Source organism: Streptococcus sp. HMSC034B05 (genome assembly GCF_001809055.1).
GTDB classification, from domain to species: Bacteria; Bacillota; Bacilli; order Lactobacillales; family Streptococcaceae; genus Streptococcus; species Streptococcus constellatus.
The window spans coordinates 98,797-119,835 of the sequence record NZ_KV795594.1 but is presented as its reverse complement, the minus strand read 5'-3'; the positions used below and the strand labels follow the sequence as shown (position 1 = coordinate 119,835).

22 protein-coding genes and 1 pseudogene are annotated in these 21,039 nt (G+C 39.9%); 3 read left to right on the top strand and 20 right to left on the bottom strand.

The window, feature by feature from the left end; translation table 11 throughout:
- Positions 1-8 precede the first annotated feature (8 nt).
- From HMPREF2542_RS02570 to HMPREF2542_RS02525, 10 genes and pseudogenes are all read right to left on the bottom strand, one after another.
- Positions 9-409, bottom strand: a pseudogene (locus HMPREF2542_RS02570) (helix-turn-helix domain-containing protein).
- Positions 410-865: 456 nt separating this feature from the next.
- The gene (locus HMPREF2542_RS02565; protein ID WP_048784779.1) at positions 866-1,582 is read right to left on the bottom strand and encodes a YebC/PmpR family DNA-binding transcriptional regulator; all 717 of its coding nucleotides are present in this window, start codon (positions 1,580-1,582) and stop codon (positions 866-868) included.
- Positions 1,583-1,696: 114 nt separating this feature from the next.
- Positions 1,697-2,788, bottom strand: a complete 1,092-nt coding sequence (locus HMPREF2542_RS02560; RefSeq protein WP_070484279.1) for a nucleotidyltransferase — start codon at positions 2,786-2,788, stop codon at positions 1,697-1,699.
- 1 nt (position 2,789) lies between these two features.
- A complete protein-coding gene (locus HMPREF2542_RS02555; protein ID WP_070484276.1) occupies positions 2,790-3,524 on the bottom strand; it encodes a class I SAM-dependent DNA methyltransferase in 735 nt (244 codons plus the stop codon).
- A 91-nt stretch (positions 3,525-3,615) separates the two neighbouring features.
- On the bottom strand, positions 3,616-3,981 hold the full coding sequence (gene rsfS / locus HMPREF2542_RS02550) for a ribosome silencing factor (RefSeq protein WP_003070487.1): 366 nt from the start codon (positions 3,979-3,981) through the stop codon (positions 3,616-3,618).
- Positions 3,982-4,575: a bis(5'-nucleosyl)-tetraphosphatase (symmetrical) YqeK gene (gene yqeK / locus HMPREF2542_RS02545; RefSeq protein WP_070484273.1), complete on the bottom strand. Its 594-nt coding sequence runs from the start codon at positions 4,573-4,575 to the stop codon at positions 3,982-3,984. It lies immediately after the preceding gene.
- Positions 4,565-5,206 carry a nicotinate-nucleotide adenylyltransferase gene (locus HMPREF2542_RS02540; RefSeq protein WP_020998008.1) on the bottom strand — a complete coding sequence of 214 codons (642 nt, stop codon included), beginning with the start codon at positions 5,204-5,206 and terminating at the stop codon, positions 4,565-4,567. The genes yqeK and HMPREF2542_RS02540 overlap by 11 nt, the downstream gene beginning before the upstream one ends.
- Before the next feature lie 12 nt (positions 5,207-5,218).
- Positions 5,219-5,530, bottom strand: coding sequence for a ribosome assembly RNA-binding protein YhbY (gene yhbY / locus HMPREF2542_RS02535; RefSeq protein WP_006270302.1), 312 nt, complete (start codon positions 5,528-5,530; stop codon positions 5,219-5,221).
- 63 nt (positions 5,531-5,593) lie between these two features.
- Entirely contained in the window at positions 5,594-6,700 is a 1,107-nt protein-coding gene (gene yqeH, locus HMPREF2542_RS02530; protein ID WP_070484270.1) for a ribosome biogenesis GTPase YqeH, read from the bottom strand.
- 2 nt (positions 6,701-6,702) lie between these two features.
- A complete protein-coding gene (locus HMPREF2542_RS02525) occupies positions 6,703-7,230 on the bottom strand; it encodes a YqeG family HAD IIIA-type phosphatase (protein ID WP_006270212.1) in 528 nt (175 codons plus the stop codon).
- Between the two features lie 149 nt (positions 7,231-7,379).
- Between HMPREF2542_RS02525 and HMPREF2542_RS02520 the strand changes: the two genes are divergently transcribed.
- Positions 7,380-8,006 carry a TVP38/TMEM64 family protein gene (locus tag HMPREF2542_RS02520; protein ID WP_003070495.1) on the top strand — a complete coding sequence of 209 codons (627 nt, stop codon included), beginning with the start codon at positions 7,380-7,382 and terminating at the stop codon, positions 8,004-8,006.
- 30 nt (positions 8,007-8,036) lie between these two features.
- Here the strand turns inward: HMPREF2542_RS02520 and HMPREF2542_RS02515 are convergent, their stop codons facing one another.
- The 9 genes from HMPREF2542_RS02515 to HMPREF2542_RS02475 all read right to left on the bottom strand — a co-directional run bounded on the left by HMPREF2542_RS02515 (position 8,037) and on the right by HMPREF2542_RS02475 (position 17,878).
- On the bottom strand, positions 8,037-8,948 hold the full coding sequence (locus tag HMPREF2542_RS02515) for a DMT family transporter (RefSeq protein WP_070484267.1): 912 nt from the start codon (positions 8,946-8,948) through the stop codon (positions 8,037-8,039).
- Between the two features lie 68 nt (positions 8,949-9,016).
- A complete protein-coding gene (gene gatB / locus HMPREF2542_RS02510; RefSeq protein ID WP_070484264.1) occupies positions 9,017-10,450 on the bottom strand; it encodes an Asp-tRNA(Asn)/Glu-tRNA(Gln) amidotransferase subunit GatB in 1,434 nt (477 codons plus the stop codon).
- A 20-nt stretch (positions 10,451-10,470) separates the two neighbouring features.
- Complete coding sequence (locus HMPREF2542_RS10075; RefSeq protein WP_058669814.1) at positions 10,471-11,043, bottom strand: SHOCT domain-containing protein; 573 nt, start codon at positions 11,041-11,043, stop codon at positions 10,471-10,473.
- A gap of 3 nt (positions 11,044-11,046) precedes the next feature.
- On the bottom strand, positions 11,047-12,507 hold the full coding sequence (gatA, locus tag HMPREF2542_RS02500; RefSeq protein WP_070484261.1) for an Asp-tRNA(Asn)/Glu-tRNA(Gln) amidotransferase subunit GatA: 1,461 nt from the start codon (positions 12,505-12,507) through the stop codon (positions 11,047-11,049).
- Positions 12,507-12,809, bottom strand: coding sequence for an Asp-tRNA(Asn)/Glu-tRNA(Gln) amidotransferase subunit GatC (gene gatC, locus HMPREF2542_RS02495; RefSeq protein WP_070484258.1), 303 nt, complete (start codon positions 12,807-12,809; stop codon positions 12,507-12,509). The genes gatA and gatC overlap by 1 nt, the downstream gene beginning before the upstream one ends.
- A 76-nt stretch (positions 12,810-12,885) precedes the next feature.
- Positions 12,886-14,622, bottom strand: coding sequence for an aspartate--tRNA ligase (gene aspS / locus HMPREF2542_RS02490; protein ID WP_049481668.1), 1,737 nt, complete (start codon positions 14,620-14,622; stop codon positions 12,886-12,888).
- 510 nt (positions 14,623-15,132) lie between these two features.
- On the bottom strand, positions 15,133-15,708 hold the full coding sequence (locus tag HMPREF2542_RS02485) for a cysteine hydrolase family protein (protein ID WP_058669815.1): 576 nt from the start codon (positions 15,706-15,708) through the stop codon (positions 15,133-15,135).
- Positions 15,708-16,496: a GTP-sensing pleiotropic transcriptional regulator CodY gene (codY, locus tag HMPREF2542_RS02480; protein ID WP_003070508.1), complete on the bottom strand. Its 789-nt coding sequence runs from the start codon at positions 16,494-16,496 to the stop codon at positions 15,708-15,710. Before codY ends, HMPREF2542_RS02485 begins: the two co-directional genes overlap by 1 nt.
- Positions 16,497-16,663: 167 nt before the next feature.
- Positions 16,664-17,878, bottom strand: coding sequence for a pyridoxal phosphate-dependent aminotransferase (locus tag HMPREF2542_RS02475; protein ID WP_003070510.1), 1,215 nt, complete (start codon positions 17,876-17,878; stop codon positions 16,664-16,666).
- A 151-nt stretch (positions 17,879-18,029) separates the two neighbouring features.
- Here HMPREF2542_RS02475 and HMPREF2542_RS02470 point away from each other — a divergent pair, with 151 nt between their 5' ends.
- On the top strand, positions 18,030-18,482 hold the full coding sequence (locus tag HMPREF2542_RS02470; protein WP_048801206.1) for a universal stress protein: 453 nt from the start codon (positions 18,030-18,032) through the stop codon (positions 18,480-18,482).
- A gap of 45 nt (positions 18,483-18,527) precedes the next feature.
- On the opposite strand, the gene HMPREF2542_RS02465 is transcribed toward HMPREF2542_RS02470, so the two are convergent.
- A complete protein-coding gene (locus HMPREF2542_RS02465; RefSeq protein ID WP_058669816.1) occupies positions 18,528-19,916 on the bottom strand; it encodes a Cof-type HAD-IIB family hydrolase in 1,389 nt (462 codons plus the stop codon).
- 64 nt (positions 19,917-19,980) lie between these two features.
- On the opposite strand from HMPREF2542_RS02465, the gene HMPREF2542_RS02460 reads away from it, so the two are divergent.
- Complete coding sequence (locus tag HMPREF2542_RS02460; protein WP_058669817.1) at positions 19,981-20,943, top strand: asparaginase; 963 nt, start codon at positions 19,981-19,983, stop codon at positions 20,941-20,943.
- The last annotated feature ends 96 nt before the right edge of the window (positions 20,944-21,039 follow it).

Genomic DNA, 21,039 nt, shown 5'->3' with positions numbered 1-21,039 from the left:
AATTATTCTCATTCGTTTTTATCCTTTAGTGAGGAGATTGAAAGACTGGCTAAACCAAGTCTAAGCATTGTCAGTGCAGCCTTAGTGTCCACTTTTCCTAAAGCAGATAAAACCACTACAACAATCCCCATGCTACTCCAAGTCCTCTCAACACGGTGTCAACAATATCAGATTTTCTATTTTTCTTGTTTTCTTTCATCACTGTCTGTCCTTGCATCAGCTCATCTACCGATGTATCAAACAGGTCTGCTAATTTAGGAATGGTATTAATATCTGGATAGGATAAATCTCTTTCCCATTTTGAAACAGCCTTATCAGTGACCCCCATCTTTTCAGCCAGTTCTAATTGTGTCATCCCTTTTGCTTTCCTTAATGATGAAATCATCATACCTAGTGTTTGTTTTTTCATCAGATTTTTCCTCCCTCCATTTGCTAATTATATTGTAGCACCTTTTCTTACAAACTCAATCGACCAATAGTTTACTTCTCTCAACTTATAGTTTATCACTGATTTGTCTGCTTTTTACGCTCCTTATTTGAATTTTTAGAATAAACTAAGCTACAACAAGCAGTCTTGGAAACCAACCTCACTCTTCAACTACATATTATTAGCTAGCCACCTTTTCTACCAAACTTCATGTCTACTCTATCAAAGTAAAGAAGATACTAGCTCAACATACTTACGGTCTTATAACTAAATTTCTTAAAAAACACTGAGAGATTAGTAAGTAACAAAAAAAGAGACTGGGACAAAATTATCTCAGTCTCAATCTGTATTAGTAAAAAACTCTTGACGCAGTAGCTGTCGGACTCTTCATTTGCTTTTTAAGCTCAGAAGAGTATCTAAGCACCTCTTTCTTCACTATTAAAATCCTTCTACATTTGTATAAATCTTTTGGACATCTTCGTCATCTTCTAACACAGCATACAATTTTTCAAATGTTTCTAAGTCTTCACCTGACAAGGTCACATCAGATTGCGGAATCATTTCCAATTCGGTAACTTGGAATTCCTCCACACCAGATTCGCGGAGAGCAGTCAAGGCTTTGTGCAAATCTGTTGGTGCTGTATAAACGGTGATAGTACCGTCTTCTACTTCTACATCATCCACATCAACATCAGCTTCTAGCAGTTGTTCAAACACACTGTCCGCATCGTCTCCTGTGAATACAATCACACCTTTATTATCAAACATATAAGACACTGAGCCACTCGCTCCCATGTTTCCACCATTTTTACCAAAGGCAGAACGAACATTTGCTGCAGTACGATTGACATTTGAAGTTAGTGTATCCACAATAAGCATTGAACCATTTGGACCAAAGCCCTCATAACGTCCTTCAGTAAAGGTTTCGTCTGTATTTCCTTTTGCCTTATCTAACGCTTTGTCAATAACATGCTTCGGCACTTGCGCTTGTTTAGCACGTTCAATAACAAATTTCAAAGCTGAATTTGATTCTGGATCTGGTTCTCCTTTTTTAGCTGCTACATAGATTTCAACACCAAATTTAGCATAAACTTTTGAGTTTGCTCCATCTTTTGCTGTTTTCTTTGCCACGATATTGGCCCATTTACGTCCCATTGGATATTCTCCTTTAGATTTTCACTTTTTCAATCTTTTTTATTATAACACAAGTCAACCTGAATTTCACTAGCAAATTAGTGACAAGATGCTGGTTTATAAAACAATTTTTCATCAATCTACCATAATCGGGATTCTTCCAAAATTCTGTTCCTCTAGCTTTACATTTCCTAGTTGGTAAATACGATCAGCTTGCTGCGTTAAGGAATCCCATGGCTCTTGACCAATGCGGCTGATGACTTCGATTTCCCTTTTCATCTTTTTAAGATGTTCTTGACCTGCTTGAGTAAAACCTAATACGTGAATCCCACTAGGCAAAAGCTCATCTCTTGCACCAACCAAAATATAGGTCAAAATCCGTCTGATTCGTGCTTTCGTATATCGCTTGGTAGCCACTTGTTCAACCAACTCTTCTGTGGTATAACTGGTTTTTGCTGCTTCCCGCAAGCGCACCGCAAGTTCCTGATTAACCTGATAAAAAGTAGGCAGATCAGGATGACTAATCATCTGATAACGCAAAAAAGGATAGAGTGCTGACCAGGTTACTTTAGGAGACCGAATCAGAAGTTCATGATCTGGGGTGAATTTTGCTAGAAAACCTGAACAATTCATTCGCTTTCTCAGAGCAGTAGCCGAAGCATATTTTTCATTTTCTTCCTGCGAATGGTAGCCTGCTCCCTGACGTATGATTGGTGTCAATTGAATGTCTTTTCCAGCGCAAGCTTTGGCATAAGAAAGCCCTAAAATGTGGTTTGGCGTATCACCAGTGAAGTGCACACCAGCAAATCTCTCCCACATTTCCTGCGTTTTCTGTGGATATGACAAATCAGCTGGCAAACTTTGCAAGTAGTCCACCATGTTCTGTTGGTTATCCCCATAAATCTGTGAAAAGTGCTGATAATCCAGATTTTCTTCCGTCCCAAAAGCCAACTTATCCACACCTAGACGCTCTAAAATGTCCACCGCACCTTGTGCAAAGTAATCCGCTGACTGAACAGCCACCAAAAATGGCAATTCAACCACCAAATCAGCGCCATTTCGCAGAGCCATTTCCGCGCGTGTCCACTTATCCACAATTGCAGGCTCACCACGTTGGACAAAATTACCTGACATAGCAACAACCTTCACACCATCAGCCTGTGACAGCAAATACTTATGCCCATTATGAAAAGGATTAAATTCAGCAATAATACCTGTTACTGTCATCTCATTTCTCCGCTGCAAAAAACCAACGCTTGCTTGTTTCTATTGGCGCTTCGTCTTCAAAATCTGCATATACCTTGATATTTTTAAAACCTGCTTGCTCTAACAAAATATCATAGGTCAAAATATCATAAGTGCGTTCTTCATGAACTTCATCGTAGCGTGTGAAGCGTCCGTCCTCATCTTGTAAGAAGAAAGTCAATTCGTGCACAACAGAATGCGGTGCCTCATCAGCATAGGTATCCCAAACCATGGCAAATTCTTCTGCATTTTCATGGTAAGAATAACCAGGAAAAACGGTATCAGTTTGGTAAGTTGAGTGCACGTCAAAGATGAATACTCCGTCCTCATTCAAACAGTCGTAAACTTGTTGAAAGACATCACCAACCTCAACTTCATCAGCCATATAACAGATAGAATCTGAGTAACAAGTCACCAAATCGTATTTTCCTGCTTGCGACAAATCAAGCATATTGCCTTGTTTGAACTCGATAGCTTCGCCTGCTTCTTTAGCCCGTTTTCTTGCGATTTCAAGCATATCCTCACTCAAATCAAGTCCTGTCACATCAAAGCCAGCTTTGGCAAAACGCACTGACTGAATACCCGTTCCACAAGCTAATTCTAGCAGTTTTTTCTTATCTTTTGAAAAATGGCGGAGCGAAAAGTCAGTCCATTTATCATAAAGGGAGTCATCCATGATAGCATCATAGACTGATGCAAACGTTTCATAAGTTGTCATCTTACCTAACAGTACCAAAAACAGGTACTTTCCTTTCTCCTCGTTGAAAAGGGCTGGGACAACGTCCTCAACCCTTCATTGATATTTTTAATTACAAGGTTTGTTTCTCAAGTAATGGTGTTACATCAATACCGACCGCTTCATACCAGAGTTTTTCAAGATTGTAGTGACTCCGCATTTCCTCGGAAAAGATATGAACGACCACACCACCTAAGTCTAGAAGCACCCAGCCTCCAGCAGCATCCCCTTCTACATGACTAGCTGACAGCCCTACTTCTGTGACTTTCTCACGGATATTTTCTGCAATAGCTTCTAGTTGACGACTATTCATAGAGCTAGCAATGACAAAATAATCAGTCATCGTCGTCAATCCCTGCAAATCTAGTACGGTGATATCTTCCGCTCGTTTTTCATCTGCTGCTTTTACAACAATTTCCAATAATTCTTTTTCTTTCATTTAATCCTCTTTCAAATAGTACACATGTGCATTATAGGTCTCCAAAGTTTGGGGATAGATCGGCAAGCCCTGATGAGCCAGATATTCCACTGTACGCGCTGTTTCATAAGCCACAGCTTGGTTGAGCGAAACGTGAGCAATCTCACGCGCCCGCTCCACTCCTGGAAAGTTCCGATTAGGCTCAATATAGTCTGCTACGTAGACCACCTTATCTAAATCGGACATTTGGGCAGAACCTACGGTATGAATCTCAATAGCTCGTAGAATTTCTGGATCACTCAATCCTAAATCTTCTTGAATTTTGTAAATGCCGACCATGCCATGCCAAACATTATTTCCCCAATCTTTCAGCTTTGGATCCAGATCATACTTATCAATCAACGCCAGAAATTCTTCGTCAGAAAGCTTTTTTGCATAATCATGAAGTAGCCCTGCTAAACCAGCTTTTTCCACATCTACACCAAAACGCTCTGCCAAGTCAATCGCTGCTTGTTCCACTCCCAGACAATGTTTAAAACGTTTTTCTGGTAACAGTTGCTGCATTTTGACTAAAAGCTGATCACGAGTAATTCCCACGTAGCTTTCATATCCCATTATTGTAAAGACCTTCTTTCTCGATATAGTTTAAAACTAGCTTAGGTAAGAGAAAATTTGGTGTTCGTCCTTGAGCCAGAAAGTCCCGAACCATGCTAGAAGAAATATCCATGAGCGGCACATCTACCCAAATAACTGGATAGGACGTTCCTGCTTTATACCTAGGGCGTTGAACACCGACAAATTGAACCAAATCAACCAATTCATCAATCCGATACCATTTAGGAAGATAATCTACCATGTCCGCTCCGATAATGAAATAATAATCTGTATCTGGATGTTTCTCTGTCAAGAGCTTCATCGTATCATAGGTATAACTAATACCTTTTCTCTCAAGTTCAATGGTTTCAATTCCTAAACCTTTGATGCCTTCAATTGCCAACTCCAGCATTTTCAATCGGTGCTTCTCATCAATCGTTGTTTTCTTATCAACATGGGGCGGCTCATACTCAGGCATGAGCAAGACCTGATCTAAACATAGCTGCTGACGAACTTGATCAGCTACGACCAAATGAGCATTATGGACTGGATTGAAGTTTCCACCTAAAATCCCAACTTGCTTTCTTTTTTTTGCTTTTACTTCTGGTTCCAACTTCACCTTGGTGAAAGGAGTCAGTAATTCAATTGCCATAGGCTACTTCCTCTAAATTTCTTTTACCTTTACTGAAATTTTGCGTTTTTCCTTTTTGCTAGACTGCTTGTACAAAATCAAAATACGACCAATTTTTTGAACAGTGTCCACCCCGATTTCTTCTTCGAGAATTTCTGCTACTTCATGAATGTTCTCATCTGTATTTTGCAGAAGAGTCACTTTAATCAATTCTCTAGCATCTAGAGCTTGACGGACACTTGTTTTAATCTGGTCGTTGAGGCCGTTTTTGCCAATCTGAATAATGGGTTTGAGACTGTGAGCTTGACTATTTAAAAAAGCTCGTTGTTTGGATGTTAATGACATAGATTCCTCTTTTGTTTCTTATTTCGTTTGTCTTCTCTTTATTTTTCTAACAGCCATTTCTTCTTAGATAATGGCTTTGCGGGTCACCACTGCTACTTCCTCTGGCGCCCAAACTGCAATCTGTGCTGGTCCTATCACACGAATCCAGCCCAAACCTGAAAAGACTACATCTGTTTTGGTTTCAATTTTCAACTCATGCTTGACTAGCTGCGGAAAATCTGCCACTTCTTTTTTAGAGGGCGGTGTTAGCAAAGAACCAACATGCTTTTCATAAAATTCTCCCGCTCCTGCAAGCTTGGTGCGATGCAGCTTTAGTTCATTGTCAAAATAAGCAGTAAAACCTTGTTTGTTACCCGACACAAAATCAAAGCGTCCCAAGCCTCCTAAAAAGAGGGTTTGTTCAGGATTGAGTTGGTAAGTTTTGGGCTTGATTTCCTTTTTCGGGCTGACATATTTGAGATTTTTAGCAGATAAATAATGAGCCATTTGGTAGCGGTGGATAATTCCAGGTGTGTCGTAGATATGACTACCATCAACCAGAGGAATCTCAATCTTATCCAAAGTAGTGCCAGGAAAACGGGAAGTGGTGATAATGTCCTTATCCCCAGTAATTTCCTGAATAATAGCATTGATTAGCGTTGACTTACCAACATTAGTTACACCGACCACATAGACATCTCGGCCTTTCCGATATTGCTCAATCTTTTCAATTAGTTCTTTAATGGCTTGCTTGTTTTGAGCTGAAATCAGAACCACATCAACAGGACGCAGACCTTCCTCGTGAGCCCTCTCTGTCAACCATTGGGTCACTTTGCTAGTCTTAACAGACTTGGGAAGAATATCTTTTTTATTCCCAACTAACAGCACATCATTACCAGCCACAAAGCGTGGTAAACCTGGAATGACCGAACCATTAAAATCAAAAATATCTACGACATTGACTACGAGAGCATTACTGTCACCCACTTCGTGGAGAAGCCGAAGAAAATCATCATCTGTCAGCTGCACATCAGTAATTTCGTTGTAGTGACGGAGACGAAAACAGCGCTGGCAATACAGTTCGCCTGTCTCCATTCCCTTTTCCAAAGCAGACTGAGGAGTATAACCTAACTTGTCCTTATATTTTGTCTGAATCGATGCTCCACACCCAATACAGAAAATGTCTTCCATGTTTAAATTCCTTTTTTGTATTCAATCATTCCATATTTTTTAGTGATTTTTTTCAAAACTCTCCGCTCACGCGCCCGATTAATCTGAGTTTTTATTGAATCATGCTCAACCAGCGGCTTGACTAAAATCGAACGAATTCCGGCTCTATGAGCAGCTCGAATATCCGTCATAAGCTGATCGCCCACCATGACCACTTCGTTTTTCTCAAAACGGAATTCCTTTAACGCACGATTAATCCCCCAAGTGAATGGTTTCATGGACCAACAAACATAATCAATTCCAAATTTTTCAACTGCTCGCTTCACTCGTTTTTTGGTATTATTAGATACCACAATAATTCGAATCCCTGCATCTCGCACATCGTGAAGCCACTGCTTCATTTCTGGTGTTCCATCGGGATTGTTCCATGCGATAAGAGTATTATCTAAATCCACCAAAACAGCCTTGATACCGTGTTTTTTTAAACTTTCAACTGTCAAATCATAAACTGCCTCAATCGCAAAATCAGGCATGTAGTTTTCAATTGCCACATTTCTCTCCAAACATTATACTTCTACCTATTTTAACATAAAAAGAAAGTTTTCGCACCCTAGATCTTTTCATCGATTTTATATACAATTTGCCAAAAAATGTTTAAAAATGTTATAGTAAGAATAGAGAATTTAACACGGAGGAACTTATGGCAAATACGAGTAAGAAAATGACTGCCGTCTCCCCTCTTTTACAAAAATTTATCAACTGGGCTTCTATTGTTGGAGCAGTTGGAACAGTAATTTTCTGTATCTGGGCCTATTATACTGGCATTTTACAATCTAAAGAAACCCTGTCCGCCTTTATTAAGCAGGCTGGATTTTGGGGACCGCCACTTTTTATTTTCCTGCAAATCCTACAGACAGTTGTTCCTATTATTCCTGGAGCTTTGACTTCGGTTGCTGGTGTTTTTATTTATGGTCATATCATTGGAACCATTTATAATTATGTCGGTATCGTCATCGGCTGTGCTATTATTTTTTACCTAGCGCGTACCTACGGTTCTGCTTTTGTCCAATCGGTCGTCAGCAAACACACCTACGACAGGTATATCGGTTGGCTGGACGAGGACAATCGTTTTGAACGTTTTTTCATCTTTATGATGATTTGGCCTATCAGTCCAGCAGACTTCCTCTGTATGCTGGCTGCTCTTACGAAAATGACTTTTAAGAAATATATGATTATTATTGTCTTGTGCAAACCCATCACGCTTGTCATCTATACTTACGGTTTGACATACATCATCGACTTCTTTTGGCAATTATTTTCAAAATGAAAGACAGAGCAATGCGATTCGCTCTGCCTTTTATAAGATTCCTTTCCTTTTTTCTAATATCAAATCTTTTATAGAAATCAAGAAGACCGCCGATAAAATCATAAACATACCAGCAAAGTCTACAAGATAAAATTGCTCATGCATAATGAGAAAGGCAAAAAATACAGCCGATATGGGCTCAACAGCCGCTAACAGGCTAGATTTAACAGGTCCAACTAAACTGGTTCCTTTGAGAAATAGCGTATAAGCGAGGATTGTTCCCACTAAGATAATGCCCACCAAAGCTAGGTATACTTCCATTGACAATCGCAAATGAAAATGTAAGATACCACTAAATGGTGTTAGAGCAAGGCCTGCTAATGTCATCCCCACTCCAATCACCGGAATACTGCCCCACCTTTTTATCAATTGAATTGGGATTAAAATATATAAAGCGTAAGTGAAGGCAGCAAATAATCCCCAAAAAAGCCCTGCTGGCGTTACAGATAAGTGATCGAGCTGTCCATGAGTGGCAATCAAAAAAGTACCTCCAATAGCTAATATCATAGACAACACTTCTGTTATAGTAGGTGCAACCCAATCTTTGAAGCAAGTATAAGCAAGGATTCCAACCGGACAGACATATTGCAGAACAGTAGCTGTGCCTGCATTACTTTCATAAATAGATTTTAAATAAGCAAATTGATTGAGCAAAAGTCCTAATAAAGCAAAAAGCACTAATGACATCATCGCTTCCTGATCTTTTAGCATTTCAAATAATTTTTTGCGATTGGTTAATACCATATACGATATCAACAGAACTCCCGCAATTAAAAGTCGAACATTCGTTAAAACTAAGACGGGAAATCCATGCGCCATTAAGTATTGCCCACTCGTACCTGACAATCCCCATGCAACTCCTGCTACTAATGTTAACATTGTTCCTTTGGCTGTCTTTGACATTCCACTTCTCCCTTTCATCGTATGATTATAACACAAAAAATCAGCCGAAACGACTGATTTTTTATATTTTACAATTTTTCCAACTCTTGATTGAGCAGTTTTTGAGCTACTTGTGGATTAGCTTGGCCTTTGGTAGCTTTCATGAGCTGACCAATCAGTGACTTAGCTGCATTTTTGTTGCCGCCCTTATAGTCATTGAGAGCTTTTTCATTGTTGGCAAATACTTCTTGGATGATTGGTAATAGCTGGGCTGGGTCTGAGATTTGGACCAGACCGGCTTTTTCTACATATTCCTTAGCTGAGCCACCATTTTTCGCCAAATGAACAAAGACTTTTTTGGCAATCTTAGAAGAGATAGTGCCATCTGTAATCAGAGCAATCATTTCTGTCAGATTTTCCGGTGTCAACTCAATCTCTGCGATAGTCTTGCCCTCAGCATTGAGGTACTGAGCCACTTCACCTTGAAGCCAGTTTGACACAGATTTTGCGTCTCCGCCTGCTGCTACTGCAGCTTCAAAGAAGTCTGAGAGATTTTTCGTTGCCGTTAATTGTTTGACATCATAGTCTGATAGTCCGAAGTCAGCTTTATACTTAGCCCGACGTTCTTTTGGAAAAGCTGGTAAATCTGAGCGCACCGCCTCAATCCAGCTGTCATCAATCTCAAAGATTGGCAGGTCTGGCTCTGGGAAATAACGATAATCTGCCGAACCTTCCTTGACTCTCATCAAAAGAGTCTCACCTGTCGCTTCGTCATAACGGCGAGTTTCTTGACGAATCTGTCCACCGCTACGCAAAATCTCAGCCTGGCGTTTTTCCTCAAAAGCCAAGCCCTTGCGGACAAAGTTAAAGGAATTAAGATTTTTTAGTTCTGTCTTGGTGCCAAATTCTTCTTGGCCATAAGGTCGGATAGAAATATTTGCATCCACCCGCATGGAGCCTTCCTCCATCTTGACATCGGAAATACCCGTGTATTGGATAATTTCTTTGAGCGCTGTTAAGTAAGCGTAAGCTTCTTCTGGACTGCGCATGTCAGCTTCTGAGACAATCTCGATCAAAGGCACTCCTTGACGGTTGAGGTCCACATAAGAGTAGCCATCACTACCGTGGGTATTCTTGCCAGCATCCTCTTCCAAATGAGCCCGCTCAATGCGAATTTTCTTAGTCATGCCGTCTTCTAGCTCGATTTCAATCCAGCCATTATAGCCAATGGGCTCATCAAATTGAGAAATTTGATAGGCCTTAGGATTATCTGGATAAAAATAATTCTTGCGGTCAAAGTGCATTTTTTGATGAATGTCCATATTGAGCGCCAGAGCAGCCTTGATACCGTAATCAATAACTCCCTTATTCATTACTGGCAAGACACCTGGAAAAGACCAGTCAATGATATTGGTGTTGGTATTTGGATCTTCCCCGAAATGAGCCGGTGCTGGTGAGAAAATTTTTGAATTTGTTTTTAATTCAACATGGACTTCCAATCCAATAATCGTTTCAAAGTTCATTTAATATCCTTTCTAAATATTTATAGCCTTAACAGTTCTTTCTTTTTCAAAATAAATTCTTCATCTGTGATAATACCCTCATCTAATAACTTTTTGTATTTAAGTATCTCATCAGCAGGAGAAATAGTTGATACTGTATTTACTGGCATATGTGTTTCATTCACTTTTTCTAATATAAAGTTTTTTGCATAATTAAAACTATCTGAAACAACTTTAGATGCTATAGATATGGAATTAGGTTGTTTAGCGGCACTTTTGTCAGGATCATTAGACCAATAACTCTTTCTAGTATTTTGCATGCCTCCAGCCGAAATTTCAAAATATCCATTACCTAGAAAACCATAATTTACTTCTGCATTTGTAATATTTTTATATGGCATTGAAAATATACCGTTACCAAATGTATGTCCTGTCATATACCCTTGCTTTACTATATAAACATTTTTATCTGTACAGAAGAGAAATTCTTTAAACGTCCCCTTAAGTGCAACATAAAGTATCTCATTATCCCCTATAACTGAGTTAGCAATATTTATCAATAAATCAAGATAAGCTGGCTGATGATAAAGTTTAGACTGATAAATACGAACCATTTCTTATTCTCCAAAAATGACTGGCTTTTGCTTGTGGTAATCTGTCGTTGCCTCAAAAGCAGCTGCCACTTGGTAAATCGTTTCTTCATCAAAGTGGTTACCAATCAGCTGCAGACCAACAGGAAGACCGTCTGCAAAGCCAGCTGGGATCGAAATGCCCGGCAAGCCAGCCAGATTGACTGGAATGGTCAAAAGGTCGGCCAGATACATGGCTACCGGATCTTGGTTTTGACTGCCCAAGTCATAAGCTACCGTCGGTGCAGTTGGACCTAAGATCAAATCATATTTTTCAAAAACCTTGGCAAAATCTTGCATAATGAGCGTCCGAACTTGACCCGCCTTTTTGAAATAAGCATCATAATAACCAGACGATAAACTGAACGTTCCTAGCATAATTCGGCGCTTGACTTCCTCACCAAAACCTTGGCTGCGAGATTTGACATAGACATCCTCTAAGTTTTCAATCTCTTCTGCCCGATAGCCGTAGCGAATCCCGTCAAAACGTTGCAAGTTGGAACTGGCTTCAGAAGAAGCGATGATATAGTAGACTGCAACACCGTACTTGCTGTGCGGAAGGCTGACTTCTTCAACAATTGCTCCCAGACTTTCCAAATGCTTAGCAGCCGCTAAAATGCGTTCTTTGACTTTTTCATCAATTCCCTCACCCATGTATTCTTTGGGAAGAGCGATTTTCAATCCTTTAATCTCTTGACCAATCTTGCTAGTGAAATCAGGAACAGCTCGTTGAGAAGAAGTTGAGTCTTTTTTGTCATTACCTGCAATCACTCCCAAAAGCTGAGCATTTTCTTTAACCGTCCGAGAAAATGGTCCAATCTGATCTAGCGAGCTACCAAAAGCAATGAGACCAAACCGAGAAACTCGTCCATAAGTTGGCTTGAGACCAACCACTCCGTTAAAGGAAGCTGGCTGACGGATCGAACCTCCGGTATCAGAACCTAGAGACAGGCGAACTTGACCAGAAGCAACTGCTGTCGCTGAACCACCAGATGAACCACCTGGAACTTTTGTAGCGTCCCAAGCATTTTTCGTAGTCTTAAAATAAGAATTTTCACTGGAACCACCCATGGCAAATTCGTCCATATTGGTTTTACCAACGATAATCATGTCCTTGCTGTAGAGCTTCTCCACACTGGTCGCATCGAAAATCGGTTTGTAATTGTAGAGAATTTTTGAGGCAGCTGTCGTTAGAATCCCCTTAGTAGAAATATTGTCCTTAACAGCCAGTGGAATGCCGCTCATGAGATTATCCGCATCAATTCCCTTTGCATCTACTGCTGCTGCCTGTGCCACTGCTTCTTCTTCACTAATCGTAATAAAACTATCAACTGCACTTTCTCGACTTTTCATATCTTCCAGAGTAGCTTTCGTCAGCTCAACTGCTGAAAGTTCCTTTTTGACAAGGAGATCATGCAATTCTTCAATTGTTTTTTGGTTTAAAGTCATTAGGCATCTCCTCCGTCATCTAGGATGGCAGGAACCTTGATATAGCCCCGCTCTTTTTCAGGTACATTTTGGAAAAGTTCTTCTCGATTCCAACCTGCAACTGGTACATCTTCACGCATATAGTTGACATTTTCTGCCACGTTTGATGTAAAAGGCACTCCAGTTGTATCAACTTCGTTTAACAACTCCACCATGTCCACAATTTTTGACAAAGTTGTCGCAAATTCTGCTGTTTCTTCAGGTGAAAAAGCTAGTTTTGACAAGTGAGCAACATGCGTTACTTCCTCTTGAGTAATTTTCATCTCTGTTTCCTTTCTCTTCTTTTATTTTTCAGCATAACTGAAAAATAATCGTCTTCTTATTTTATCACAAATAGGCTTAGTTCTTCAATTCCAAATGCAGGTCTTTCAGCTGTCTTTGGTCAACCAAACTTGGACTTTCCAGCATCGGATCAAAGCCAGTACCATTCTTCGGAAAGGCGATGACTTGGCGGATATTTTCTTCCCCAGCTAAAATCATAACCAAACGATCTAAGCCTAGAGCCAAGCCGCCGTGTGGTGGGAAGCCGTATTCCAAGGCTTCCAGGAAGAAACCAAAGTCCCGCTCATAGTCTTCTCGGCTCATGCCTAATAGCTCAAACATGGCCTCCTGAGCTTTCCGGTCGTGAATACGAAGGCTTCCTCCACCAATTTCATAGCCATTCAAGACAATGTCGTAGGCATGGCTGCGAAATTGACCTGGCTCTTGCCCATCTTCAAAAATCCCCTGTGTGAAAGGATGGTGCATGGCTTGATAGCGGTTTTGGTCCTCATTCCACTCCAGCAGGGGCCAGTCCACAACCCAGAGAAAGTTCAGCAAGCTCTGGTCGATCAAATCAAGATGTTTTGCCACTTCTAAACGCAAGTACCCTAGAGCTTCTTGAGCTTGTCTTTTCTTGGCAATAACTAGCAAAAGTAAATCACCGTCTTGTGCTTTAAATCGCTCTATGAAAGCAGCTACTTCTGTTTCAAAAGTCGAAGCCAAATCCCCTTGAAGCCCACCAGCTTCTACCGTAACGCTTGCAAACCTACTAGCTCCAAATCCTTTCATTTCCTGATAGAAATGACTAAGCTGCTTTTTAGTGAATTCATTCGCAGCATTAGGAACACAGATACCCATCACTTCCTCTTGGTTATCCAAGGCTTTCTTGATGAGAAGCGATTCATTTGCTTGGCACAAATCCGTCAAACTATTCAGCTCTAAACCAAAGCGCGTATCTGGCTTATCAGAGCCGAAACGGCTCATAGCCTCTTCATAGCTAATAGTTGAAAAAGCTTCTGTTAGCTCTAAACCATGAGTTTTCTTAACAACAGCTTTGAGCATGCCTTCAACAAGTCTGCGAATGTCTTCCTCACTAACAAAACTCATTTCCATATCAACCTGAGTAAACTCAGGCTGACGATCTCCTCGTAGGTCCTCATCCCGAAAGCAGCGAACAACTTGATAGTAACGCTCCAGACCAGCTCCCATTAAGAGTTGCTTCAGCATTTGCGGACTTTGAGGCAAGGCATAAAATTGATTTTTAAAAACTCGACTAGGAACCAAAAAATCTCTAGCTCCTTCCGGTGTAGACTTTGTCAAGTAAGGAGTCTCCACTTCCATAAAATCCTTACCGTTTAAATAGTCACGAATTGTGCTGGTTACTTGATGACGAAGTTTGAGGTTCTCTGTCATCTTACTCCGACGCAAATCTAGATAGCGATATTTCTGTCGCAAGTCTTCTCCTGTATGGGCGTGCTGATCGAGTTCAAAGGGAAGAGACTTACTGTTTGCAAGGATTTGAATAGCCTCCGCTCGTAGCTCCACCTGTCCAGACTTGATAGCTTTGTTGACAAAGCGATTTTCTCGTTTGACAACCTCTCCCGTAACAGAGATAACATCTTCCTTATGTAGATGATCAATTCCCGCAAAAGCTGGGCTATCGCCTGCGACAAAAACTTGAAGTAGTCCTTCTCGGTCTCTTAGCTCTATAAAAGCTAATTTCCCATGATTTCGGATATTGGCAACCCAGCCGGTCGCTGTCATTTTCTGACCAACCTGTTCTAAACCGTAGTTTCCGATAAAAACTTCTTTCATGTTCTCTACCTCTTTCTAAATTCATGTTCAGTTTAATCACCAATTTACCACAAATTACATATAGAAATCTACGCCCATAGATCTAATGCTATAAAGCATTAAGCAATTTGGGGTTACAGATTTTGTCCAAAGGACAAAACTGCATCCACTCCTCTATGTGCTAAGAATTATAAGGAACATAGACTTTACTGCGTAAATCTATGTCCATAGCTCTAGACTCTAAAGCATTAAGAACGATGGAAAAACGGCTTTCGCCTGTAAAACAGACGAAAGCCGTGGTACCACTGTTATTCGTTGCATTGCAACCTCTGGCTCGTAACGTGAGCAGCCGTTTGTGCTTTGATTCACACAAATCATTCGCAACAATATAATAGTTTTAAACAATATTATCTTTTGTCATAAATAGCATAGAAAAAACCATTTTATCATTGACAGTATGTTCTTCGGATTTTGCTTTCTTGGTGCTGCTCTCAGCTTTCAGCACTTTCTGTGCAAGTCAGCAAGCCTACTCTACTGCTTTTTTACTTTTAAATTGTTATCTATTATAGTCGAACCTAAAACATTTTGCAAGTGATTGAGAGCAAATTTATGATTTTCTTCAGAAAGAGAAGCTACCGCAGATTCTACCACCTCAATTTGATACCCTAAATTGTAGGCATCTATTGCCGTATGCAGGACGCAAATATCCGTCAAGACTCCTGTCAGAATCACCGTGTCTACTTTTCTTTCTCGCAGACGTATATCCAAATCTGTGCCGGAAAAGGCAGAATAATGGCGCTTATCCATCCAAAAGACTCGAGAGTCCGCTTGATAGGTTTCATAAAAGTCAGCCAACGGTCCATAAAGATTGCGTCCACTAGTTCCTTTGATATTGTGTGGTGGAAAGAGTTTACTTTCTGGGTGGAAAGTATCTCCTTCGTCATGCGCATCAATTGCAAAAAAGATATAATCTCCTCGTTCAAAAGCTGCCTCGGTCACTTGGGCAATAGCTTCAGAAATTGCCTGAGCTGGATCTCCAGCTGTCAACTTGCCATCATCTGCCACAAAATCCACCGTATAATCAATCGAAATCAATGCTTTTGTCATCAGTAGTCTCTCCTTTTAATCTCTTCAAAGACATCGGGAATAAGGACTTTAAGGTAGGTTCCTTTCATTCCTAAAGAACGACTCTCAATAATGCCTGCACTCTCTAGTTTACGCAAAGCATTGACAATCACTGAGCGAGTAATCCCAATACGATCTGCAATGACCGATGCTGTCAACTGTCCTTCATTACCATTTAGTTCACCTAAAATAGCTGAAACAGCTCGTAATTCTGAATAAGATAGCGTATTTACAGCCATAGTTACGGCTGTTCGACGTCGAATATTTTTTTCATCTTCTTCTCGTTGGAAGTTGAGTAGCTGAATCCCAACTACTGTACTTGCAATTTCAACTAAGATCAAGTCATCATCATCAAATTCTTTATCATTTCGCCAAACAATCAATGTTCCTAAGCGAATCCCTGATACATGAATAGGCGAAATCGTCGTCAAGCCATCTGGAAATTCATCTTTGGTTTCGACTGGAAAAATAGATAAAGCATGATTGACAGGAAGATTAGCTTCTGTATCATACATCAAATTCGCTGTGCGAACATACTCTTCTGGGAAGATTTTTGTTTGATAAAATGCTTCCACCCGGTCATTATTCGTCTTGTAGCGCATAAAATACCCCAAAAGACGCCCCTTGCTGTTTACAATACAAGCATTGCAATCCATAATCTCAGCTAACTGCTGAGTAATAGCATTGTAGGGCAATTCTTCCTGTAAGCGCTCATCTGAACGACGCAAAATAGATGTAATTTTTCGTGTTTTTGCTAATAAGTTTGCCATAATTTACCTCGCATATAATCTTATTGATTATACCATAAAACGCTTTATTCTTCAACAATTATCTGAAAATTGTTTATTGAAACACAATTAAGTCTCATTAACTTTTTCAAAACTCCTCAATCCGCATTTCCAATACCAAAAAAGCAACCTTTCGGCTGCCTGTATGATTATCTTCGATATTGCCTTAAGAAACGCGTCATTTTTTCTTGGATCTGTGCTAATTCATCTACACGTGGCAGATAAACGATACGGAAATGATCTGGATCTTTCCAATTAAATCCGCGTCCGTGCACCAGCAAAATCTTTTCTTGCTTTAAGAAATCAAGCACGAATTGTTCGTCATCATCCACTTGATACATTTCTCTATCAATTTTTGGAAAAATATACAGTCCTGCTTTAGGTTTGGTCGCAGACAAACCTGGAATTTCATTGATAGCCTTGTAAATAAAATTCCGTTGCTCATAAATGCGACCACCAGGAAGCAACAATTCGTCTACTGACTGATAACCTCCAAGAGATGTTTGGACCACATGCTGAGATAAGACGTTTGAGCACAAACGCATATTTGACAGCATATTCAGTCCTTCGATATAATCTTTCACATGAGATTTTGGACCTGAAAGCACCATCCAGCCTACGCGAAAACCTGCGATACGGTGCGATTTAGACAAACCGTTCATGCTGACGCAGAAAAGATCCGGTGCCAGACTAGCAATCGCTGTATGTTTCTCACCATCCATCACTAAACGGTCATAAATCTCATCCGCAAAAATAATCAAGTTATTTTGTCGTGCAATTTCAACAAGGTATTCTAGAACTTCCTTAGGATACAAGGCACCAGTCGGATTGTTTGGATTGATAACGACAATAGCCTTTGTATTAGAAGTAATCTTTGATTTGATATCTTCTATATCTGGATACCAATCCGCCTGCTCATCACAAAGATAATGAACCGCATTGCCTCCTGCTAAGCTAACAGCAGCTGTCCAGAGCGGATAATCAGGCATTGGCACTAGAACTTCGTCCCCATTATCCAGCAAGCCCTGCATTGACATAACAATCAGCTCGCTAACCCCATTACCAAGATAAACGTCCTCAATATCGACATTTGGAATATTCTTCAACTGACAATACTGCATAATGGCTTTCCGAGCAGAAAAAATTCCTTTCGAGTCTGAATAGCCCTCGCTATCCCGTGCATTCATAATCAAATCATGAATCACTTCATCTGGTGCCGTAAAACCAAATTCGGCAGGATTTCCTGTATTCAAACGGAGGATCTTCTCACCATTTGCACGCATTCGCATGGCTTCTTCTAGGACTGGACCACGAATATCATAAGCTACATGTTCTAACTTTGTCGATTTATTAAATTCTTTCATCGAACTTTTCCTCATTTCAAAAGAGTCAATTTATTATAACGCAATTTTTCTAAAAAATCTAAAAAAGTTCTTGTAAAGTCTACCTGAAAATGCTTTACTTTTTTCATGTAAAGGGTTACAATATTAGTAAAGAAAGAATGGAGGTATCCCTATGCTACAAAGATATCAAAACATTATGGTCGCTGTTGATGGTTCTCACGAAGCTGAGCTTGCTTTTGAAAAAGGGGTAAATGTGGCACTAAGAAATAATTCACGTCTCACAATCGCTCACGTTATTGATACACGTGCATTGCAAAGTGTTTCCACATTCGATGCCGAAGTTTATGAAGAATTACAGGCAGATGCTAAAAAATTAATGGATGAGTATGCCCAAAAAGCAAAAGAAGCTGGCGTCACAGACGTTGTCACAATTGTTGAAATGGGTAACCCTAAAACCTTACTTGCAACAGATATTCCAGATGAACAAAAAGTCGATCTCATCATGGTCGGTGCTACTGGGCTCAATGCCTTTGAACGTTTATTGGTCGGTTCCTCATCTGAATACATCTTGCGTCATGCAAAAGTTGACTTACTTGTTGTTCGTGATAAGGAAAAAACATTATAATCCAAAGATAAAGAGAGATTGGCATAACCAGTCTCTCCTCTTTTTTTATTCTTCATTTTTTTCACAATTCCGTTGATAAGCTTGAATTTGACGTTCAAGTTCTTTTTTGATAGCAGGCTCCGGTGCATAATTTTTTTCCCAATCATCTGGTTTTAAAATTTTATGAGTAACTGGGTCAAAGTGCGCTTTACCATCTGGGAAGAGTTTCCCCATATTCGCTTGGTGTACAATTTCAAATAAGCGCTCAGGATCTACTCCCATTAAAACAAAACTACCATAAGTAAAATATAGCATATCAATCAGTGCATCTACTTGTCCAACGAGAGACATCTCTGCATTACTCTTCTGTTTAACCTTATCGGAAGCTTTATCTATCGCTTTATGCAAAGATTGAACAGACTGATTGAAAATTTCTTCTGACGGACTGGCTGCTCGTAAAAATTCCACTAGTTCTTCTACCTTGAAGCCTGCACGATGACGAGCACCTTCTGGTGTCCACAGGATGGGCTCCTCCTGCGTGCATTCATCCATTATCCCATGAAATTCTTTGACCTTATTAAAGTGGTGGTCGCTACTGACAAAGACTTTTTCACTCGCCAAAATACCAAAATGCTCCAAAGCCTTATGAATTCCGTCCTGACTATTACTGCTAGTAGTATGTTTCGCAACTTCTTTCACTCGACTAGTTCCATTTCCCATGGCGATGGACATACCAACCCCCGCTAACATTTCAACATCATTATCAGAATCACCAAAAGCCATGACTTGATTGATATCAAAGCCATATTCTTTTCCAACCAGCTTAATTCCCTCTAGCTTGGACATACCCTGATTGATAATGTCAGCCGCAAAAGGACTGCTGCGAGTAAATTTTAAATTTGGAAAATCGGCTTCTATAGATTGTGTTTCTCTCGGGGTTGCCAACATTAACACTTGATAAATCGGCTCTTGAATAGATTTAAATAAATCATTCTGTTGTTGAGGAAGCGCCTTGCTGATTACATGATTGAAACTTTTATTAACCAAGTGTGTCATCTTTTTCGGAACAAAACGACTAGTCCATTGAGAAAATTTGCTCATGCCAAAACTCATGATTTTTGAGCCAACCACTCCTGATTCTGTTCCAAATGAAATTTCTATTTTATGCTGGTGAGCATACTGAATCAAGTGACGCAAGCTAGTTTTATCAATTGGCTTAGCAGAAATGACTTTATCTTTTGAAAAAATATATTGTCCATTATAGGTCACTGCAAAATCTAAATCCAACTGTTCCATAAAGGATTGGACAAAAAAGGGGCCTCTTCCTGTTGCTAAACCAACTAAAATACCTTGCTGTTTTAAACTATGGATCGCTTGTTCTGTGGATTTCAAGACCGTCCGACTATTATTTACTAATGTCCCGTCAATATCAAAAAAGACTGCTTTGATTTCCATTCATTTCTCATCTCTTTCTTTTATGATACAATAATTATAGCATAGATTCAGGAGAAGCTCACTTATGACCAAAAGAATTCTAGTTTTACATACTGGCGGTACCATTTCCATGCAAGCTGACACCACTGGAAAAGTCGTCTCAAATGAACATAATCCCATGAACCATGTCGCAGTTCCTCTAGAAGGCATTCAAGTGACTGCTCTTGATATATTCAATATTCCTAGCCCTCACATGACACCGCAGCACATGCTACAATTGTACAAAAAAATCAAGGCAGATGGAAAGCATTTTGACGGTGTTGTGATTACTCACGGAACGGACACTCTAGAAGAAACAGCATATTTTTTGGATACGATGGAACTGCCAAATATTCCTGTTGTTTTGACTGGTGCCATGCGAAGCTCTAATGAACTAGGGAGTGATGGGGTTTACAATTACTTGTCTGCACTTCGTGTTGCAAGTGATGAAAAGGCACGCGGAAAGGGCGTTCTAGTAGTTATGAATGATGAAATCCATTCTGCAAAATACGTAACAAAAACACATACAACAAATGTCAGTACCTTTCAAACGCCAACTCATGGTCCACTTGGATTGATTATGAAAAAAGAAATTCTCTATTTTAAAACTGCCGAACCACGCGTACATTTTCATTTGAATAAGATTACTGGCTTGATTCCTATTATCCCCACCTATGCTGGAATGACAACCGAATTGCTGGATATGTTAGATTTGAAGAGAATAGACGGTCTCGTCATTGAAGCCTTCGGAGCTGGGAATCTACCACAAGAAGTGGCACAAAAGCTCAGCCGTATGACTGCTTCTGGTCTTCCAATTGCATTGGTGTCTCGTTGCTTCAATGGTATTGCAGAGCCAGTTTATGCTTATGAAGGAGGTGGCGTGATGCTTCGTGAAGCAGGAATTATGTTTGTTAAAGAATTAAATGCTCCTAAAGCTCGTATCAAACTTCTCATCGCCCTTAACGCTGGACTTCAAGGGCAGACATTAAAAAACTACATAGAAGGCTAGATTCTTATATAAATAAAAAGCCTCGATTAATTCGAAGCTTCTTAGGAGATTTATGAAAAAAAGTTTTTTAACTCGCTTGTTTTTTTAGTTATCTAC

Excerpts from the sequence above, each read along its gene's own strand:
- yhbY (WP_006270302.1), bottom strand. The coding sequence starts at position 5,530 with ATGTCATTAACATCCAAACAACGAGCTTTTTTAAATAGTCAAGCTCAC.
- gatC (WP_070484258.1), bottom strand. The coding sequence starts at position 12,809 with ATGAAAATTACTCAAGAGGAAGTAACGCATGTTGCTCACTTGTCAAAA.
- yqeH (WP_070484270.1), bottom strand. The coding sequence starts at position 6,700 with ATGGAAGACATTTTCTGTATTGGGTGTGGAGCATCGATTCAGACAAAA.
- codY (WP_003070508.1), bottom strand. The coding sequence starts at position 16,496 with ATGGCAAACTTATTAGCAAAAACACGAAAAATTACATCTATTTTGCGT.
- HMPREF2542_RS02515 (WP_070484267.1), bottom strand. The coding sequence starts at position 8,948 with ATGTCAAAGACAGCCAAAGGAACAATGTTAACATTAGTAGCAGGAGTT.
- HMPREF2542_RS02565 (WP_048784779.1), bottom strand. The coding sequence starts at position 1,582 with ATGGGACGTAAATGGGCCAATATCGTGGCAAAGAAAACAGCAAAAGAT.
- gatB (WP_070484264.1), bottom strand. The coding sequence starts at position 10,450 with ATGAACTTTGAAACGATTATTGGATTGGAAGTCCATGTTGAATTAAAA.
- HMPREF2542_RS02470 (WP_048801206.1), top strand. The coding sequence starts at position 18,030 with ATGCTACAAAGATATCAAAACATTATGGTCGCTGTTGATGGTTCTCAC.
- HMPREF2542_RS02560 (WP_070484279.1), bottom strand. The coding sequence starts at position 2,788 with ATGACAGTAACAGGTATTATTGCTGAATTTAATCCTTTTCATAATGGG.
- HMPREF2542_RS02485 (WP_058669815.1), bottom strand. The coding sequence starts at position 15,708 with ATGACAAAAGCATTGATTTCGATTGATTATACGGTGGATTTTGTGGCA.
- HMPREF2542_RS02555 (WP_070484276.1), bottom strand. The coding sequence starts at position 3,524 with ATGACAACTTATGAAACGTTTGCATCAGTCTATGATGCTATCATGGAT.
- HMPREF2542_RS02520 (WP_003070495.1), top strand. The coding sequence starts at position 7,380 with ATGGCAAATACGAGTAAGAAAATGACTGCCGTCTCCCCTCTTTTACAA.
- HMPREF2542_RS02475 (WP_003070510.1), bottom strand. The coding sequence starts at position 17,878 with ATGAAAGAATTTAATAAATCGACAAAGTTAGAACATGTAGCTTATGAT.
- HMPREF2542_RS02465 (WP_058669816.1), bottom strand. The coding sequence starts at position 19,916 with ATGGAAATCAAAGCAGTCTTTTTTGATATTGACGGGACATTAGTAAAT.
- rsfS (WP_003070487.1), bottom strand. The coding sequence starts at position 3,981 with ATGAAAGAAAAAGAATTATTGGAAATTGTTGTAAAAGCAGCAGATGAA.
- aspS (WP_049481668.1), bottom strand. The coding sequence starts at position 14,622 with ATGAAAGAAGTTTTTATCGGAAACTACGGTTTAGAACAGGTTGGTCAG.
- yqeK (WP_070484273.1), bottom strand. The coding sequence starts at position 4,575 with ATGGGATATGAAAGCTACGTGGGAATTACTCGTGATCAGCTTTTAGTC.
- gatA (WP_070484261.1), bottom strand. The coding sequence starts at position 12,507 with ATGACTTTAAACCAAAAAACAATTGAAGAATTGCATGATCTCCTTGTC.
- HMPREF2542_RS02460 (WP_058669817.1), top strand. The coding sequence starts at position 19,981 with ATGACCAAAAGAATTCTAGTTTTACATACTGGCGGTACCATTTCCATG.
- HMPREF2542_RS10075 (WP_058669814.1), bottom strand. The coding sequence starts at position 11,043 with ATGGTTCGTATTTATCAGTCTAAACTTTATCATCAGCCAGCTTATCTT.
- HMPREF2542_RS02540 (WP_020998008.1), bottom strand. The coding sequence starts at position 5,206 with ATGGCAATTGAATTACTGACTCCTTTCACCAAGGTGAAGTTGGAACCA.